Origin of the sequence: Sphingomonas sp. (assembly GCF_031380695.1) — a bacterium.
In the GTDB taxonomy this organism is placed as follows: domain Bacteria; phylum Pseudomonadota; class Alphaproteobacteria; order Sphingomonadales; family Sphingomonadaceae; genus Sphingomicrobium.
Genome location: NZ_JANMWY010000059.1, coordinates 1 through 16,594 on the forward strand (window position 1 = coordinate 1; position 16,594 = coordinate 16,594).

A 16,594-nucleotide genomic window follows, 5' to 3' on the forward strand; every position below is an offset into this window, starting at 1 on the left:
GGTCGGCACCGGCTTCAAGCGCGGGGTCTTCATGAAGGACATCGGCGTCGTCAACGCCCCCTCGGGCGCGCCGACGCTGGCGCTGACCGGCGGCGCCCGCGCCCGGCTTGACGCGCTCGCCCCGCCGGGCCACGCCCTCGACATTCACTTGACCATGACCGACGACCACCCCTGGGCACAGGCGTTCGTCATCCTCTTCGCGCGTAAACTGGAGTCCTGATGAGCGACAGCGTCGACACCCCGGCCGAGGCGATCGACCCGGTCGAACCGGCCGCCCCCGCGCCCGCCCAACCGAAGGGCAGCGCCGTCTGGCGCGAGATCAAGGGCCTCGCCTTGGTTCTCCTCGCCGTCCTCGCCTTCCACAGCTTCATCGCCAAGCCCTTCTACATCCCGTCTGAATCGATGATGCCGGTGCTGCTCAAGGGCGACCGGCTGGTGGTCACCAAATACCCCTATGGCTGGTCGTGGGTATCGCCCAGCTTCCACATCCTGCCGCACTGGAGCGGCCGCCTGCTCGGTCACATGCCACAGCGCGGCGACGTCGTCATCGTCACCCCGCCGGGGCGCAGCGACGATTACATCAAGCGCGTCATCGGCCTGCCCGGCGACACGATCGAAGTGAAGGGCGGCCGCGTCATCCTCAACGGCCAGCCATTGAAGGCCGAAATCCGCCCCCCGGCGATGGTCGCGGTCGACGCCAACGCCCCCTGCGCCGTCGACCAGTTCCCCGGAGATCTCGTCGTGCTCGGCGACGGGCGCAGCTTCTGCCGCCTGCCGATCGTCCGCGAGACGCTGCCCGGTGGACGCACCTATGACACGATCGACCTCGGTCAGAGCCCGGGCGACGATTATGGGCCCGAGACCATCCCGCCCGATCACGTTTTCCTGATGGGCGACAACCGCGATCGCAGCGCCGACAGCCGCTTCTCGCTTGCCCAGGACGGCCTCGGCGGTCCGGTGCCGTGGGAGAACCTTGGTGGCCGCGCCGAATTCCTGACCTTCTCGCTCGACGGCAATGCGAGCTGGCTGAACCCGATCAGCTGGTTCCAGTCGCTACGCGGCGGGCGCGCCGGGTCCAGCCTCCACCCGGCGACGGCGCACTAGCGCGGATGGCCGAGCCGGCGCCCGACCTGCCCTATGTCGAGCGGCCCGGCCCGGCCGAATTCCGCGATCCCGTCACCCGCACCGAGCTGAGGCGCGCCACCGTCTGGCTCGGGCTGGCACTGCTCATCGCCGGGGTCATCACCCTGGCCCAGCCGCTGATGCTGATCGTCGGCGGGATGGTCTTCTCGGTCCTGCTCGACGGAGGAACGCGCCTGCTCGGCCGCATCCTCCCCGTCCGGCGCGGCATCCGCCTGTCGCTCGTCATCCTGTTCGCGGTCGCCTTCCTCGCCTGGACCTTCTGGTTCGCCGGCACGACCATCGGCGCCCAGGCTGAGGCCCTGCGCGCCGTCGTCACCGCCCAGATCGAGCGGCTGATGGGCTGGGCGAGCGGCATGGGCCTGCTCCCCAAGGACGAGCATTTCGATCTCGGCGCGCAGGTCGCGGGGTCGCTCGGCCGCCTGACCAGCGCGGTCGGCACGGCGCTCGGCGCGGTCACCAGCGGGCTGCTGATCATCGTCATCGGCATCTTCATCGCGGTCGAGCCGCATTTGTATGACCGCGGCGTTGCGTGGATGCTGCCGCTGCGTCACCGCGACCGCTTCTATATCATCACCAACCGCGTCGGCGCGACCCTTCGCCGGCTGCTGTTCGGCCGCCTGGTCGGGATGGTGTTCGAAGGCGTCTTCACCTTCGCCATGCTCAGCATCGGCGGTGTGCCGATGGCGGCGCTCCTCGGCCTGCTGACCGGGCTGCTTGCCTTCCTGCCCAATATCGGTGCGATCGCGTCGGGCGTGCTGATGGTCGCGGTCGGGTTCAGCGCCGGGCCGAACGCCGGGCTCTGGGCGATCTTCGTCTATTTCTTCGTCCAGAACGTCGATGGCTATCTGGTCGTGCCCTACATCGCCCGCCGCACGGTCGACCTTGCCCCGGCGCTGGTACTCGCCGCGCAGCTCATCATGGGCGCGCTGTTCGGCATCCTCGGCCTGCTCCTCGCCGACCCGGTGCTGGCGACCCTCAAGGTCAGCTTGCAGGAATTGAGCCGGATGCGGGCCGGCGAACCACCCACCGAGCCGGGTGAACCGATTGAGTGATTAGCGTTGCGGGACGCCGGGCGGCGACTCGGCACCCGGCGGCATACCGCCCTGTCCGCCAGCCTGTTGTGCCGCGACCATCTGCGCCGCGTTGGCCACGACCTGCATGACATGCACGTCGAAATCGAGCGCGCTGTTCGACGGAATCGGGCTGTTGGCCGGCATAAGGCCATAGGCAAGCTTGGCCGGGATATGGATCTGGTAGCGCCCGCCGGACTGCATCTGCTGCAACCCCTGGGCAAAGCCGGGGATGGTCTGCCCGACCAGGATCGGAGCCGGCCCCTTGCCCTCGGTCGAATCGAAGATCTTTCCGTTCGGCAGCCGCCCGGTATATTCGATGATCACGCCGTCGTTGGGGCCGATCAGCGGCCCCTTGCCGGCCTCGATCGTCTTGACGCTGGTCGCTACGATCCGTCCCGCTCCTGCCCACGCCAGCAGCAATCCCGCGACCACGAGCAGGGCGATACCCAGCCACAACTTGAGCAGGCTGCCGCGCGTCAGCGGTTGCAGGGGTACGGCGGTGACCTCGGACATCGAGTGCTCGACCTGATCAGAGGATCTAACGAGCGCCTTCACGCTCGACGCGCTTGCGCTCGAGCTTGCGCGCCCGGCGAATCGCCGCGGCCCGCTCGCGGGCACGACGCTCCGACGGCTTCTCGTAATGACGGCGCAGCTTCATCTCGCGATAGACGCCTTCGCGCTGCAGCTTCTTCTTCAGCGCGCGCAGCGCCTGGTCGACGTTATTGTCGCGGACGATGATTTGCATAAAAGCCGTCTCAACTCCTTTGGACCCAAAGCCGTTTCAGGGGCTTGCAGGCAGCATCAGCGACTCGTCCCGCACGCAGCTGCGGAACATAGTGGCCCATGCCAATGAACATTGGTCGCCGGGGGCGAGCCCCTCGACGGTCGCGGGCCACTAGCAGTGCCCGGTCAATTGTTCAAGCTTTCAAGGAAGATCCGTCGTTCGCGGTGAATCGAGCCAATCGTGCGACGAACCCGCTGAGTCCGCACAGGAAGCTTATCTGCGCTTTAGGTTCGGCCTGTTATAGCCTCCGCTTCTTCGGAGCATGTGAATGTCATTGGATCGCCGGGAAATGTTGCGGATGGGATCGGTCGGGGCGAGCGCCGTGCTGCTCTCGTCGGCGGCCAGTAGCGTCGGCCTGCCGGCACTCGTGTTCCGCCTGCCTCCGGCGACTCCGGCGACCGTTCCGCTCCCCTCGACCCTGCTCGATTCGAGCGCCCCGGCCGGAATCGACCCGCGCCTCTTCTCGAAAGCCAAGGCCGCGCTCGATTCGCGCCGCTGGATCGCCCACCGCGACGTCATCGGCATCGTCGATTTCGCCGCCGCCTCGGCCGAGCCACGCTTTCACCTTGTAAACCTGCTCGACGGATCGGTCGTCAGCCACCGCGTCGCCCACGGCCGCGGCTCTGACCCCGATCACTCGGGCTATGTCGAGCGTTTCTCGAACAATTTCGGCTCCGAGGCCAGCTCCAGCGGCGCTTATGTCACTGCCGGCCTCTACGACGGCAAATATGGCACCTCGATGAAGGTCCAGGGCCTTGACTGGAGCAACAACAACGCCGCGAGCCGCGCCATCGTCATCCACAACGCCTGGTATGCCGAAGACCAGGTCGCCGAGCTTCACGGCAAGCTGGGCCGCTCCGAAGGCTGCTTCGCCTTTAGCCGCGCCAGCCAGTGGGACGTCATGAGCCGCCTCGCTGATGGCCGCCTGATCTACGCCGACAAGCTGGCGTAGTGCTTAAGCGAGCGACTTGCTCGCCTGCTCGTAGACATCCTTCGACAGCTCCGGCGTCGCCACGATCCGCTCCAGTTCGGCCCGCATCAGCGCCGCCCGCTTAGGCTCGAACCGCCGCCACCGCCCCAGCGGGGCGACCATCCGCGCCGCCGTCTGCGGGTTGATGCGGTCGGCCGCCAGCATCATGTCGGCGACGAAGCGATAGCCCGCCCCCGACGCGCCATGGAACGCCCACTGATTCATCGAGAAACTGCCGACCAGCGAGCGCAAGCGGTTGGGATTGGTCATCGAGAACTCAGGATGCCGCGCCAGCGCCTCGACCGCCGTCAGCGTATCGCTCCGTTGCGCCGCCGCCTGCAGCCCGAACCATTTGTCGATCACCAGCGAATCGTCCGCGAACCGCGCGTAGAAATCGTCGAATGCCGCCGCCCGCTCGGGCGCATCGAGGCTGACCAGCACCGCCAGCGCGCCCTGCCGGTCGGTCATATTGTCCGCCGCATCATATTGCGCCTTGGCTTGGCAAGCGCCGCGCGCCGGATCGCCCGCCGCCAGCAGCCCGAGCGCCACTGTCCTGAGCCGCCGCTTGCCCTTGGCCGCAGACGACAAGTCGCTCCCCGGCGCTCCGTCGCGCTGCGCCGCCGCGAGCGAATCGGCCAGCGCTGACCCGATGGCCGCCCGCAACGCTTCGCGCGCGGCATGGATCGCATCGGGATCGACCAGCTCCATCCGGTCGCCGATCAAACTCTCCGACGGCAGCAGCAGCGCCTCGCCCTTGTAGGCCGCATCGAGCGCGTTCGACGCCAGCGTCCGCCGCATCGCCTCGATCAGCGGCGCCGGGTCGGTCGCCTCGCCCCTGGCCCCCGCGATAAGCGTGCGCAGCATCAGCTCCTGCAGCGCCTCATAACGTGCGAACGGGTTGGGATCATGCTCGGCCAGCGCTTCCAGCTCGCCCGCCCCGCGCGCCACATCGATCACCACCGGCGCCGAGAAATCGCGGTTGATCGACAGCATCGCCGCTTCGGTCACGCCCGCGAACATGACCGACTGCTCGGCCCCGGTCAGCAGCACGACCCGCTCCGCCGCCAGCTCGACCCCGCTGTCACGCCCGATCAGCGCGGTCTTGAGCGGGATCACCATCGGCTGCTTGGTCGTCTGGCCCGGCGTGGCCGGCACCGTCTGCGACAGGTGCAGCACTGCGCCTGCCTCGCCCTGCTCCAGCCGTGCGGTCACCAACGGCGTCCCCGCCTGCGAATACCACAGCCTGAATTGCGCCAGGTCGACTTCGCTGGCGTTCTCCATCGCGCGCACGAAATCCTCACACGTCACCGCCTGCCCGTCGTGCCGATCGAAATAAAGATCCGACCCGGCGCGAAACGCCTCCGGCCCCATGATCGTGTGCATCATCCCGATCAGCTCGGCGCCCTTGTTGTAGACCGTCGCGGTGTAGAAATTGGCGATCTCCATATAGGATTCGGGCCGTACCGGGTGCGCCAGCGGGCTCGCATCCTCGGGGAATTGGGCCGACCTGAGCACGCGCACATCCTCGATCCGCTTGACCGCCGCCGAGCCCATGTCGGCCGAAAAACCCTGGTCTCGATAGACGGTGAAGCCTTCCTTCAGGCTCAGCTGAAACCAGTCGCGGCATGTCACCCGGTCGCCCGACCAGTTGTGGAAATATTCATGCGCGACGACCCCGGCGATGGCGGCGAAATCGCCATCGGTCGCGGTCTGCGTATCGGCCATGATGTAGCGCGAATTGAAGATGTTGAGCCCCTTATTCTCCATCGCGCCAAAGTTGAAATCGTCGACCGCGACGATGTTGAACAGGTCGAGGTCATATTCGCGGCCATAGACGCGCTCATCCCACGCCATTGCTGCCTTGAGGCTGGCCATGGCGTGATCGGTCTTGGCCAGGTCCGCCTCGCGCACCCAGATGGCGAGGTCGACCTTGCGCCCGCTCATTGTCGTGAAGCTGTCGCGGTTAGGCGCGAGATCGCCAGCCACCAGCGCGAACAAATAGCTCGGCTTGGGGAAGGGATCGTCCCACTCCGCCCAGTGGGTGCCGTCCGCGCCGTCCCCGCTGGCGATCAGATTGCCGTTGGCCAGCAACACCGGGAAGCGCGCCTTGTCGGCGCTCATCCGCACCCGATAAAGCGACAGCACGTCGGGCCGGTCAGGATGAAACGCGATCCGCCGAAACCCCTCGCTCTCGCATTGCGTGCAGAGGATGCCGCCCGATGCATAGAGCCCCGTCAGCTTGCTGTTCGTCGCCGGGGTGAGGATGACCTCGCTCTCGATCACCGCCCGCTCGCCGGCCAGCGCGATGACCAGTGCTGTCCCCTCGAACCTTGGCTCGACCGCCACACCGTCGACCGTCAGCGATACCAGCTCGAGCTCGTCGCCTTCGAGCCGCAGCGCCCGGTCATGCGCGGCGTTGCGCACCACCGTCAGCCGCGACTTGATCACGCTCCGCTCCGGATCGAGCGCAAACTCCAGCGTCACCTCGGGCGCCAGCCAGTCGGGCGGGCGATAATCGCTGCGCAGGATGGCGGCATGGGCGGGGGGGGTGGCGAGGTCGGTGCGAATATCCATCGCCCGGACTTAGGGTCGGGGTCGCCGAGCGGCAACCACCGCCGGTCGAATGATCAACGGGGCGCCTTTGTCCGCCCGCTCAGCGCGATGACCATCCCGCCCATCGCCAGCAACGCCCCCGCCGCCGCCAGCAGCGACCAGCGATAACCCTCGAACGCCGTCGACAGCGCCATGGCGATGATCGGTGTCAGCACGCCCGACCACGCCGCCTTTCCCGGCCCGATCCGCCGGACCACCGGGAAATAAAGGCTGAACGCCAACACCGACGCGACCAGCGCGAGATAGATCAGCCCGAGCCAATATTCCGGCCGCGGATCGAACTGCGGCGGCCCGGTCATCGTCCATGCCACGACCGCATCGATCGCCGCCCCGATCGCCATCGACCAGGCCAGAAGCACCGGGATCGGCACTCGCCGTACCCGCCCCAGCGCCTGATAGACGTTCGACAACGACGCTCCGACCAGGCCGGCCACGGTCAGCAATATGCCCAGTCCGATCTCCGACCCGAACGCCGGATGATCCTGCGCCTCATGGACGAACAGCAGCGCGATCCCGGCGACCGCCACCGCGCCCCCGGCCAGGAATCGCGCGCTGACGCGGTGCCCCAGCCACGCCCAGGCGAGCAGGCTGTTGGGTATCAATAATAGCGCGAACACCGTCGCCACCAGCCCCGAGGTGATGTGCCGCTCGGCCAGATAGACGGCGTTGAAATTAACGCAGAACTGCATCAGCCCGATGAACAATGCTGCCCGCAACAGCTCGGCGTCGGCGCGCAGCGAGTGCCCCTGCAGCCTTGCCACCACCGCCATCGCCACACCCGCGATCAGGAAGCGATAGGTCACCGACCATTGGGCCGGCACCACCCCCAGCTGGAAGCGGATTACGAACCAGGTCGAGCTCCAGATCAGCGTGAACAGGATGAACGGGACGATCACGGTCCGCATCCGATCCTCGCGCTCGCTGATCTCGCCCATCCCGTCGCTCACAGTGCCGCGATCGCCTCCGCCAGCTTGCCGACCGCGCCCATGTCCTGGTCCCAACTGGTCACCAGCCGCACTTCGCCCGGCGCCCAATCATAGAAATCATAGCCCGCGGCCCGCAGCCGCGCGGCTTCGTCCGCCGTCATCTGCACGAACAGCTCATTGGTCTCGACCGGCAACGCCAGCCGCGCTCCCGCCGCCTCGGCCAGCACGCGCGCCGCCGCGTTGGCCGTGCGCCCGTTCACCAGCCAGCGATCCTGATCGATTAGCGCCAGCAGTTGCGCGGCAAGGAAGCGGCCCTTGGACAGCAGATGCCCCGCCCGCTTGCGCCGTACCAGCGTCTCCTCGGCCAATTCGGGCTTGAAGAAAATCAGCGCTTCCGCCGACATCCCACCATTCTTGACGAAGCCGAAGCTCAGCGCATCGACCCCCGCGCGCCACGTTACCTCGGCTGGGCGCTCGCCGGTGAAGGCGATGGCATTAGCGAAGCGCGCGCCGTCCATGTGAAACCCCAGCCCGCGGCGCTTCGCCACCTCGCCCAGCGCACCGACCTCGGCCGCGCGGTAGACTTGGCCATATTCAGAGGCATTGGTGATCGACAGCGCATGCGGCTGGACCTGGTGGACATCGGCGCGGATCCGGTCGCATGCCGCCTCGACCGCCGCCGGCGTGACCTTCGCGCCCGCGCCGTCCAACAGCATCAGCTTGGCACCATGGGTAAAAAAGCCCGGCGCCCCCGCCTCGTCAACCTCAATATGCGCATCGCGATGGCACAGGATCGCGCCGTACGGTGGACACAGCGCCGCCAGCGCCAAACAGTTCGCCGCCGTCCCGGTCGTTACCCACAGCGCGCGCACTTTTGTCTCGAACAGCTCCGAAAACACCCCGTCGAGCCGCGCGCTCCACGTATCGCCGTCATAGGCGGTGTCCATCGCGTTGGCCTCGGCCAGTGCCTCGAGCACGGCCGGATGACAGGCGGCGGCATTGTCTGAAAAGAAGCGCATCGCCCGGCGGAATGGCCGCACCGCCGTGCCCGGTCAACGGCCAACTGTCCGTCGCTTCCTACCCGCGCCGGGGCTAAGGCGTGGCGGAGAGGTGGTGCGTACTTCGAGGAAATGCAAAAACCCCGGCGCCTCACCGACACCGGGGTCTTTGACCAGCTACTCAGCGTGGGCAAGCAATGCCGGTCCAGCCGGCATCTTGTCCGCGCTTACAGGTAGCTGCTGGTATTGTTAAAGGTCGAACCGAGCTTCGATCCGATCCCCTGCATGGCACCAATCGCCGCAACGGCGATGAGCGCGGCAATAAGGCCATATTCGATCGCGGTGGCGCCGTCGCTATTGCGAACGAGCTTCATAAAGTTGCGCATTTCGATTCCCTTGGTCAGCCCAGGAACTGAATGCGCCGAAGACGTTAACGAAATCTAAAAGCGCCGAGGCCGGTCGTGCTTTCCGTAACGTCAATCGATAATATGATGAAGGTGTGGCTTACGCCCGTCCTAAAGCGGGACATGTACCGCTTAAGGCAGTGCGGATTGAGGAAGGAAGATGGTGCTGCCGAAGGGGATCGAACCCTTGACCTCAGCCTTACCAAGGATGCGCTCTACCACTGAGCTACGGCAGCGTGCCAGGCGCGTGCGGATCGCGGCGACGGACGCGCGGCCTATGGCGGTCGGGGACAGAGCCGTCAAGCTTGCCGCAGCGTGACCTGAGGGTTAGCCGTCGATCATGACCGAACAGGACAAGGCCGAACGACTCGCCGCCGCGCTGCGCGAAAACCTGCGCAAACGAAAAGCGCAGTCACGCGAAACTGAACGGGCGCCCAAAGCTGAAGACTAAAGCGGCGCGCAGGCGGCGATCAGCCAGTCACGCTCGGCCCCCACCAGCTGCGGCGCGATCTTTGCCACTACGTCGGCGTGATAAGCATTGAGCCACGCGACCTCCGCCGGCGACAGCATCTCCTTGACGATCAGCCGCCGCGCGATCGGCGCGAACGTCAGCGTTTCGAACCCGAGCAACGCCTTCTCCGCCCCGGCCACCTCCCTCTCCACGACCAGCACCAGATTCTCGATGCGGATGCCATATTCGCCTGCCTTGTAATAACCCGGCTCGTTGGACAGGATCATGCCTGCCTGCAGCGGCTCGTCACCGCCCGACTGCCCCGATCCGACCGGCGCAATCCGCTGCGGCCCCTCGTGGACCGACAAGAAACTGCCGACGCCGTGGCCGGTGCCATGGGCATAATCCAACCCTGCTTCCCACAGCGGTCGCCGCGCAAAACTGTCGAGCTGCGACCCGCGCACGCCCTTGGGGAACAGCGCCGTCGCCAGCGCGATATGGCCCTTGAGCACCCGCGTGAAGCGGTCGCACATCTCCTCGCTCGGCGTCCCGATCGCCAGCGTGCGCGTGATGTCGGTCGTCCCGTCGGCGTACTGCCCACCCGAATCGATCAAGTAGAGCGAGTTGTTCTCGAGCGGCCGATTGGTCTCGGGCGACGCCTTGTAGTGAACGATCGCCCCATTCGGCCCCGAGCCCGAGATCGAATCGAACGACAGGTCCTTCAGCAACCCGCTCTCGGCGCGGAACGCCTCGAGCCGGTCCGACGCCTTCAACTCATCGAGCCCGCCCTTGTGCGCCTCTTCCTCGACCCATTTGAGGAAGCGCGCGATCGCCGCCCCGTCGCGCGCCTGCGCCGCCCGATGCCCGGCGACCTCGACAGGGTTCTTGATCGCGCGCGGCAGCACCGTCGGGTCGCGGTGCGAAACGATCGTTGCCTTGCCTTTATCGAGCGCCTTGAAAATCGCCGCCACCGATCGCTCCGGATCGACCGCCACGATCTTGCCGCCGAGGTGCTCCAGCGCCGCCTCGAACGCCGCCCGCTCGTGCAGCCGCACGCCATTGCCGAGGTGCTGCGCCACGTCGGCCCCGATCTTCTCGCCCGCCACGAACAAATCCGCCGTCCCGTCGGCATTGACCAGCGCATAGGCCAGCGCGACCGGCGTGTGGCTGACGTCCGCGCCGCGCACGTTGAACGTCCAGGCGATCGAATCGAGCGCCGCCAGCACCGCCGTATCGGCCCCGATCTTGCCCAGCCAGTCGGCGATCTGCGTCCGCTTGTCGGCCGAAGACTGCCCAGCATATTCGTTCGGCTGCACCACCAGCCGCGCCGTCGACGCCTCGGGTCGGTCTTGCCAGACGATGTCAATCGGATTGCGCGCGACAGCGACCAGCTCGGCCCCGCGAGCCTTGAGCGCCTCGTCCGCCTGCCGCACCCAGTCGCGCGAATGGAGCCACGGGTCGTAACCGATCCGCCCGCCCTCAGGCGCATGCTCCTTCAGCCACGACGCGATGCTCGTTTCGGGCACCGCCTGATAGCTCCAGTCGTCGCCCGATACCTGGCTGCGGACCTGCAGCGTGTAGCGCCCGTCGGTAAAGATCGCCGCCTCCTGCGGCAACACCACCGCCGACCCGGCCGACCCCTTGAACCCCGTCAGCCATTCGAGCCGCTGCGCATAACTCCCGACATATTCGCTCATATGCTCATCAGTCAGCGGGACGACGAACCCGTCGAGGCGGTCCTCGGCAAGCTGGGCGCGAAGGGCGGCAAGGCGGTCGGCATAGGATGACATGCAAAACTCCGTTCGCCCTGAGCTTGTCGAAGGGCTGTACTTCCTTACTAGACCCCAAACGAAAAGTGCAGGGCTTAGACGAGCTCAGCCCGAACGGAGCAATTGATGACCCTGCCCCCGCCCCCCGTCGCCGACCGCCGCCCGCACAGCGTCACCCATCATGGCGTGACCATCACAGACGACTGGGCGTGGATTCGCGATCCCGGCTATCCCGAGGTCAGCGACGAGGATGTGCTGTCCTACCTCAAGGCCGAGAACGCCTATTTCGAAGCGGTGATGGCGCCCCAAGCCGCGCTGGTCGAGACCTTGTTTGAAGAGATGAAGGGCCGCATCAAGCAGGACCTCTCCAGCGTCCCCGCCCCCGACGGCCCGTGGGACTATTGGTGGGCCTTCTCTCCCGGCGACCAGTATCGCCGCTGGCATCGCCGGCACCGCGAAACCGGCGTCGAACAGCTCATCTTCGATGAGGTCGCCGCCGCCACCGGCCATGATTATTTCCGTCTCGGCGCGATCGTCTCGTCACCCGACTACACGCTTCTCGCGACCCAGGTCGACGACGATGGGTCGGAGCGGTTCAAGCTCCACATCCGCGACATCGCCACCGGCGCGATTCTCGAGACGATCACCGATCATGCGATTGGTAACCCCGTCTGGGCCGCGGACAGCAAGTGCATCGCCTTCACCGAGGTCAACGACCAGTGGCGCAGCGACAAGGCCCGCTACCATCGCCTCGGCGACGACCCCGCCGCCGCCGTCACGCTCTACGAGGAGACGAAGGACAAGGGCTTCTCCGTCGGTCTCGGCCAGTCGCACGACGATGCGCTGATCTTCATTTCGACCGGCGACAATACGTCGAGCGAAGTCCGCTTCGTCCCCGCGTCCGATCCCACCGCGACCCCGGTCCTGATCGCCGCGCGCCGCCCCAACATCGAGTATAACTGCGATTCGGCCCATGGCCGGCTGTGGATCGTCACCAACGACGCCCATATCAATTTCCGCCTGGTCTCCGCCGCGCTCGATGCGCCGGGCGAGTGGCGCGAGGAAATCCCCGGCTCGGACCGCCGCTATTTGCGCGGCGTCACCAGCTACCGCGATCACCTCGCCCTCACCACGCGCGTCGATGGCCTCGATCAACTCGTCCTGCGCTCCTATTCCGGCGACGAAAGCCGCATCCCCTTCGCCGAGGCCAGCTACACCGCCGCATTCGGCGGCAATGCCGACTTCGCCCCCGCTGCCTATCGCATCGGCTACAGCTCGATGGTCACCCCGCCGACGGTGTACGACTATCACCCGGCCGACGACCGCCTCGAATCTCTGCGCGTGCTCGAAATTCCGTCGGGCTACGACCTCGCCGACTATGTCACCGATCGGGTTCAGATCCGCGCCCGCGACGGGGCGATGGTACCGGTCTCGATCGTCCGCCGCGCCGACAGCAAGCTCGACGGCACCGGCCGCCTGTTCCTCTACGGCTATGGCGCCTACGGCCTCGCCATCCCGCCCGGCTTCTCGCCGACCCGCTTGAGCCTGGTCGATCGCGGCTTCGCCTACGCCATCGCCCATATCCGCGGCGGCGACGATCTCGGCCACGGCTGGTATCTCGATGGCAAGCTGACCAAGCGCACCAACGCCTTCAACGATTTCGTCGATGTTGCGAGGGGCCTGGCCGATCTCGACTACGCCAGACCCGGCCGCATTGCCGCGCAGGGCGGCTCGGCCGGCGGCGAACTGATGGGCGCGGTCGCCAACCAGGCACCCGACCTGTGGGGCGCGATCGTCGCCGACGTGCCGTTCGTCGACGTGCTCAACACCATGCTCGACGACACGCTGCCGCTGACCCCCGGCGAGTGGCCCGAATGGGGCAATCCGATCACCGACAAGGCGGCGTTCGACCTCATCCGCAGCTACAGCCCCTATGACAATATCGAGGCGAAACCCTATCCGCCAATGCTCATCACGGGCGGCCTCAACGACCCCCGCGTGACCTATTGGGAACCGGCCAAATGGGCGGCGAAACTGCGCGCCACCCGCACCGATTCCAACCTCCAGCTGCTCAAGATCAACATGGGCGCCGGCCACGGTGGCAAGTCAGGCCGCTGGGACTCCCTCCGCGAAGACGCCGAGGCCTATGCCTTCGTCCTGAGCCAGATCGCCGAATGAACCCCGTCTTCACCCGCCAGATCACCGCGACCGAGGCCGACATCGACGAGCTCGGCCACGTCAACAATGCGGTGTGGGTGCAATGGATCCAGGAGGTGGCGCTGGACCATTGGTACAGCGTCGCCGACCCGGTCCACCAGTCGGCCTATATCTGGGTCATCGTCCGCCACGAGATCGACTATCTTCGCGCGGCCTTCGCCGGCGACGTGCTGACCGCCCGGACCTGGGTTGGCAACGCACCGAAGGGCGCGCGCTTCGACCGCCATATGGAATTCGTCGGCGCGGACGGCAAGGTTCGCGTCCGTGCCAAGACTCAATGGGCGATCATCGACAAGGCCAGCGGCCGCCCGATCCGTGTTCCCGCCGAGGTGGTGGCGCCATTTCTCGCCTTGGAGTAGGTTGCCCAATATGACCACACCGATCCTCCACGACTTCTGGCGCTCCTCGGCCAGCTACCGCGTCCGCATCGGCCTCAACCTGAAGGGCGTGGCTTATACGTCGCACGCCGTCAGCCTGCCCGCCGGCGAGCAGAAGTCGCCCGACTATCGCGCGCTCAATCCCCAGGGGTTCGTACCGATGCTGGAGATTGACGGCCACCGCCTGACACAGAGCCTCGCCATCCTCGATTACCTCGATGCGACCCACAAGGAGCCGCCGTTCGTCGCGCACGACCCCGCCGAGCGCAGTCACATCCTGGCCATGGCGCTGGTCGTCGCCTGCGATATCCACCCGCTCAACAATCTGCGCGTGCTCAAATATCTCGGCGGCCCGCTTGGCCAGCCCGAAGCAGTCCGCGACGACTGGTATCGCCACTGGGTCGTCGAGGGACTGGCAGCGCTCGAAGCCATGGCCGCACGATCCGCCGGCCAATGGCTCAACGGCGACGGGGTCAGCCTCGCCGACATCTGCCTCATTCCGCAAATGTACAACGCGCGCCGGTTCGATGTCGCGCTCGACGCCTATCCAACCCTTGTCAGGGTCGACGCCGCGGCGCAAAATCATTCCGCCTTTGCCGCCGCCCATCCGGACAACCAGGAGCAACCCGCATGACCCGCGTCTCTACCCTTGTCCGCAATATGGACGGCGCCAAACCGCTCGACCGGATCGACATCGCCAGCAAGGAAGGCAAGTGCAGCGCCGAGGAATGGGCGCTGCGCGTCGATCTCGCCGCCGCCTATCGCATGGTCGCGCATTTTGGCTGGGACGACCTCATCTTCACCCATCTCTCGGTCCGCATCCCCGGGCCCGAGCATTATTTCCTGATGAACCCGTACAGCCTGATGTTCGAGGAAGTGACCGCCTCGTCGCTGGTCAAGATCGACATGGATGGTCAGCCGGTCGATCCGACCCCGTTCATCACCAACCCGGCCGGCTTCACCATCCACTCGGCGATCCACATGGGACGTGACGATGCCCAGGCGGTTATGCACCTCCACACGCCATACGGTCAGGCGGTCGCGGCACACAGCGACGGGCTGCTGCCGCTGACGCAGACTGCGATGATCGCTCGCGCCGACCTCGCCTTCCACGATTATGAAGGCATCGCCACCAACCTCGAGGAGCGCGTTCGGCTGGTCGAGGATCTCGGCGACAAGACCTCGATGCTGCTGCGCAACCACGGCACGCTGACCGTCGGCAAGACCGTCGGCGAGGCGTTCCTGCGCATGTATTTCCTCGAGCGTGCCTGCGAGGCGCAAATCTATGCGCTGTCGGCCGGCCCTGCCATCAACAACCCGCCCCAGGGCACGCCCGAGGTCGCCGCCGAACAGGGCCGCGCGACGGTCCCGATGGGTGCCAATCTGCTCGCTTGGCCGGCGCTCAAGCGCAAGGCCTACCGTCTCGACCCGTCTTTCGCGACCTGACGGAACCGGCGCGCCCCGTCGACCGTCTTTGTCTGGACAACCGCGCGACGAACCCGGAGACTGAGATGAACATCCTGATGGTCCTGACGAGCCACGCCGAGTTGGGCAATACCAGCAAGAAAACCGGCTTCTGGCTCGAGGAGTTTGCCGCGCCTTATTATGTGCTGAAAGACGCCGGGCACGAGATCACCCTCGCCTCGCCCAAGGGCGGGCAGCCGCCGCTCGACCCCAAGAGCGACGCTCCCGATGCCCAGACCGAAGCGACGAAACGCTTCAAGGGCGACGGTGCAGCGCAGGCGCAACTGGCGGCGACTGAGATGCTGTCCGACATCGATTCCACCATGTTCGACGGCGTCTTCTACCCCGGCGGCCATGGCCCGCTCTGGGACCTCGCCGAGGACGCTGATTCCAAGGAGCTGATCGAGGATACGCTGGCCGCCGGCAAGCCGGTCGCGCTGGTCTGCCATGCGCCGGCCGCGCTCAAGAACGTCACCACGCCCGAAGGCGCGCCGCTGGTACGGGGGCGCAAGGTCACCGGCTTCACCAATGGCGAGGAGGAAGCGGTCAAGCTGACCGACGTTGTGCCATTCCTGCTCGAGGAAATGCTGAAGGCCAAGGGCGGTGTCTATTCGAAGGGCCCCGACTTCGCGCCCTATGTCGTGACCGATGGGCTGCTCATCACCGGCCAGAACCCGCCGTCGAGCGGACCCGCCGCCGCAGCGCTGCTCGCCGCGCTAGCGAAGCAGCCGGAGGAGGCCGCCGCCTGATCGCATCCGTTCCGGCGGCAAGTGCAAGCTCCTGGTGGGGATGAGCGCGGCAGGAACCGGCGATGCCGTTTCTCGCCGCCTTGCTCCTGGTCACCCCTTTCGCCCCGCCGACCGACCGTCCACAGTGCTTCTCCGCGGTCGGCGGGGCCATGGCGATCGCCGAGGTCCGAGTGAGAATCATCAGTGGCACGAGCGTCGACGCCCGCTCGTGGCGACCCGCAGGAACACCGCACCAGCGCGAGACCAGTGAACGCGTGACCGGCGCACTGCTGAGATTGACCGAGTTTGAGTGAGTGAAATGCTGCTTCTCTTCGGGACCACACAATAACGTCCGTCCCTCGGACGAACGTTATTGTGTGATGGTCGGGGAGAGAGGATTCGAACCTCCGGCCCCTGCCTCCCGAAGACAGTGCTCTACCAGGCTGAGCTACTCCCCGACCGGGACCGGACTGTTCGTCCGGTGCAGGGCGAGGGCGTCCCTCGCGGGGGGTGGGGGGAAGCGCAACCATCAATGGCCGAGCGTCGCGAGCCAATGGCCGTGCCGGACCATCTTCTCGCGGGGCGCACCGGCGCGGGCGGCAGCGATCTCGGCCGCCTCGATCGTCCGCCAATCGGCGAAGCTGGTCGGCCGCACCCCGCGCTCGGCGAGCAAGCGG

Annotated in this window: 16 protein-coding genes, 2 tRNA genes and 1 pseudogene; 10 read left to right on the forward strand and 9 right to left on the reverse strand. The window is 66.6% G+C overall.

Features of this window, described 5'->3' with window-relative positions; all coding sequences use genetic code 11:
- From RMN84_RS02410 to RMN84_RS02420, 3 genes and pseudogenes are all read left to right on the forward strand, one after another.
- Positions 1-220, forward strand: a pseudogene (locus RMN84_RS02410) (holo-ACP synthase); the annotation flags it as partial.
- Complete coding sequence (gene lepB, locus RMN84_RS02415) at positions 220-1,104, forward strand: signal peptidase I (protein WP_309610615.1); 885 nt, start codon at positions 220-222, stop codon at positions 1,102-1,104. The pseudogene RMN84_RS02410 and the gene lepB, both read left to right, overlap by 1 nt.
- Positions 1,105-1,109: 5 nt before the next feature.
- Entirely contained in the window at positions 1,110-2,195 is a 1,086-nt protein-coding gene (locus RMN84_RS02420) for an AI-2E family transporter (RefSeq protein ID WP_309610616.1), read from the forward strand.
- Here the strand turns inward: RMN84_RS02420 and RMN84_RS02425 are convergent, their stop codons facing one another.
- Both RMN84_RS02425 and rpsU read right to left on the reverse strand, forming a co-directional pair.
- On the reverse strand, positions 2,196-2,729 hold the full coding sequence (locus RMN84_RS02425) for an FKBP-type peptidyl-prolyl cis-trans isomerase (protein WP_309610617.1): 534 nt from the start codon (positions 2,727-2,729) through the stop codon (positions 2,196-2,198). It lies immediately after the preceding gene.
- Between the two features lie 25 nt (positions 2,730-2,754).
- The gene (rpsU, locus tag RMN84_RS02430; RefSeq protein WP_309610618.1) at positions 2,755-2,961 is read right to left on the reverse strand and encodes a 30S ribosomal protein S21; all 207 of its coding nucleotides are present in this window, start codon (positions 2,959-2,961) and stop codon (positions 2,755-2,757) included.
- Between the two features lie 307 nt (positions 2,962-3,268).
- Here rpsU and RMN84_RS02435 point away from each other — a divergent pair, with 307 nt between their 5' ends.
- Positions 3,269-3,952: a murein L,D-transpeptidase catalytic domain-containing protein gene (locus tag RMN84_RS02435; protein ID WP_309610619.1), complete on the forward strand. Its 684-nt coding sequence runs from the start codon at positions 3,269-3,271 to the stop codon at positions 3,950-3,952.
- Positions 3,953-3,955: 3 nt separating this feature from the next.
- Here the strand turns inward: RMN84_RS02435 and pepN are convergent, their stop codons facing one another.
- The 6 genes from pepN to RMN84_RS02465 all read right to left on the reverse strand — a co-directional run bounded on the left by pepN (position 3,956) and on the right by RMN84_RS02465 (position 11,152).
- Complete coding sequence (gene pepN / locus RMN84_RS02440) at positions 3,956-6,544, reverse strand: aminopeptidase N (RefSeq protein WP_309610620.1); 2,589 nt, start codon at positions 6,542-6,544, stop codon at positions 3,956-3,958.
- Between the two features lie 53 nt (positions 6,545-6,597).
- The gene (locus tag RMN84_RS02445) at positions 6,598-7,530 is read right to left on the reverse strand and encodes an EamA family transporter (protein WP_309610621.1); all 933 of its coding nucleotides are present in this window, start codon (positions 7,528-7,530) and stop codon (positions 6,598-6,600) included.
- Positions 7,527-8,528, reverse strand: coding sequence for a beta-eliminating lyase-related protein (locus tag RMN84_RS02450; protein ID WP_309610622.1), 1,002 nt, complete (start codon positions 8,526-8,528; stop codon positions 7,527-7,529). Before RMN84_RS02450 ends, RMN84_RS02445 begins: the two co-directional genes overlap by 4 nt.
- A gap of 206 nt (positions 8,529-8,734) precedes the next feature.
- The gene (locus RMN84_RS02455) at positions 8,735-8,893 is read right to left on the reverse strand and encodes a Flp family type IVb pilin (protein WP_309610623.1); all 159 of its coding nucleotides are present in this window, start codon (positions 8,891-8,893) and stop codon (positions 8,735-8,737) included.
- A 179-nt stretch (positions 8,894-9,072) separates the two neighbouring features.
- Positions 9,073-9,147 (reverse strand) — tRNA-Thr (locus RMN84_RS02460).
- A 211-nt stretch (positions 9,148-9,358) separates the two neighbouring features.
- Positions 9,359-11,152 (reverse strand): aminopeptidase P family protein, encoded by a 1,794-nt coding sequence (locus RMN84_RS02465; RefSeq protein ID WP_309610624.1) that lies wholly within the window; start codon positions 11,150-11,152, stop codon positions 9,359-9,361.
- 105 nt (positions 11,153-11,257) lie between these two features.
- Between RMN84_RS02465 and RMN84_RS02470 the strand changes: the two genes are divergently transcribed.
- From RMN84_RS02470 to RMN84_RS02495, 6 genes are all read left to right on the forward strand, one after another.
- Positions 11,258-13,309 (forward strand): S9 family peptidase, encoded by a 2,052-nt coding sequence (locus RMN84_RS02470; RefSeq protein WP_309610625.1) that lies wholly within the window; start codon positions 11,258-11,260, stop codon positions 13,307-13,309.
- Positions 13,306-13,707, forward strand: coding sequence for a thioesterase family protein (locus RMN84_RS02475; protein ID WP_309610626.1), 402 nt, complete (start codon positions 13,306-13,308; stop codon positions 13,705-13,707). The genes RMN84_RS02470 and RMN84_RS02475 overlap by 4 nt, the downstream gene beginning before the upstream one ends.
- Positions 13,708-13,717: 10 nt before the next feature.
- On the forward strand, positions 13,718-14,359 hold the full coding sequence (gene maiA / locus RMN84_RS02480) for a maleylacetoacetate isomerase (protein WP_309610627.1): 642 nt from the start codon (positions 13,718-13,720) through the stop codon (positions 14,357-14,359).
- A 26-nt stretch (positions 14,360-14,385) separates the two neighbouring features.
- Positions 14,386-15,171: a class II aldolase/adducin family protein gene (locus RMN84_RS02485; protein ID WP_405051422.1), complete on the forward strand. Its 786-nt coding sequence runs from the start codon at positions 14,386-14,388 to the stop codon at positions 15,169-15,171.
- A gap of 65 nt (positions 15,172-15,236) precedes the next feature.
- Positions 15,237-15,938 carry a type 1 glutamine amidotransferase domain-containing protein gene (locus tag RMN84_RS02490; protein ID WP_309610629.1) on the forward strand — a complete coding sequence of 234 codons (702 nt, stop codon included), beginning with the start codon at positions 15,237-15,239 and terminating at the stop codon, positions 15,936-15,938.
- A gap of 62 nt (positions 15,939-16,000) precedes the next feature.
- Positions 16,001-16,231, forward strand: coding sequence for a hypothetical protein (locus RMN84_RS02495; RefSeq protein ID WP_309610630.1), 231 nt, complete (start codon positions 16,001-16,003; stop codon positions 16,229-16,231).
- Positions 16,232-16,298: 67 nt separating this feature from the next.
- On the opposite strand, the gene RMN84_RS02500 is transcribed toward RMN84_RS02495, so the two are convergent.
- Positions 16,299-16,375, reverse strand: a tRNA-Pro gene (locus tag RMN84_RS02500).
- Positions 16,376-16,594 lie beyond the last annotated feature (219 nt).

Bases quoted from the DNA above. Each gene is read 5' to 3' on its own strand.
- lepB (WP_309610615.1), top strand. From the start codon at position 220: ATGAGCGACAGCGTCGACACCCCGGCCGAGGCGATCGACCCGGTCGAA.
- RMN84_RS02420 (WP_309610616.1), top strand. From the start codon at position 1,110: ATGGCCGAGCCGGCGCCCGACCTGCCCTATGTCGAGCGGCCCGGCCCG.
- RMN84_RS02425 (WP_309610617.1), bottom strand. From the start codon at position 2,729: ATGTCCGAGGTCACCGCCGTACCCCTGCAACCGCTGACGCGCGGCAGC.
- rpsU (WP_309610618.1), bottom strand. From the start codon at position 2,961: ATGCAAATCATCGTCCGCGACAATAACGTCGACCAGGCGCTGCGCGCG.
- RMN84_RS02435 (WP_309610619.1), top strand. From the start codon at position 3,269: ATGTCATTGGATCGCCGGGAAATGTTGCGGATGGGATCGGTCGGGGCG.
- pepN (WP_309610620.1), bottom strand. From the start codon at position 6,544: ATGGATATTCGCACCGACCTCGCCACCCCCCCCGCCCATGCCGCCATC.
- RMN84_RS02450 (WP_309610622.1), bottom strand. From the start codon at position 8,528: ATGCGCTTCTTTTCAGACAATGCCGCCGCCTGTCATCCGGCCGTGCTC.
- RMN84_RS02455 (WP_309610623.1), bottom strand. From the start codon at position 8,893: ATGCGCAACTTTATGAAGCTCGTTCGCAATAGCGACGGCGCCACCGCG.
- RMN84_RS02465 (WP_309610624.1), bottom strand. From the start codon at position 11,152: ATGTCATCCTATGCCGACCGCCTTGCCGCCCTTCGCGCCCAGCTTGCC.
- RMN84_RS02470 (WP_309610625.1), top strand. From the start codon at position 11,258: ATGACCCTGCCCCCGCCCCCCGTCGCCGACCGCCGCCCGCACAGCGTC.
- RMN84_RS02475 (WP_309610626.1), top strand. From the start codon at position 13,306: ATGAACCCCGTCTTCACCCGCCAGATCACCGCGACCGAGGCCGACATC.
- maiA (WP_309610627.1), top strand. From the start codon at position 13,718: ATGACCACACCGATCCTCCACGACTTCTGGCGCTCCTCGGCCAGCTAC.
- RMN84_RS02485 (WP_405051422.1), top strand. From the start codon at position 14,386: ATGGACGGCGCCAAACCGCTCGACCGGATCGACATCGCCAGCAAGGAA.
- RMN84_RS02490 (WP_309610629.1), top strand. From the start codon at position 15,237: ATGAACATCCTGATGGTCCTGACGAGCCACGCCGAGTTGGGCAATACC.
- RMN84_RS02495 (WP_309610630.1), top strand. From the start codon at position 16,001: ATGCCGTTTCTCGCCGCCTTGCTCCTGGTCACCCCTTTCGCCCCGCCG.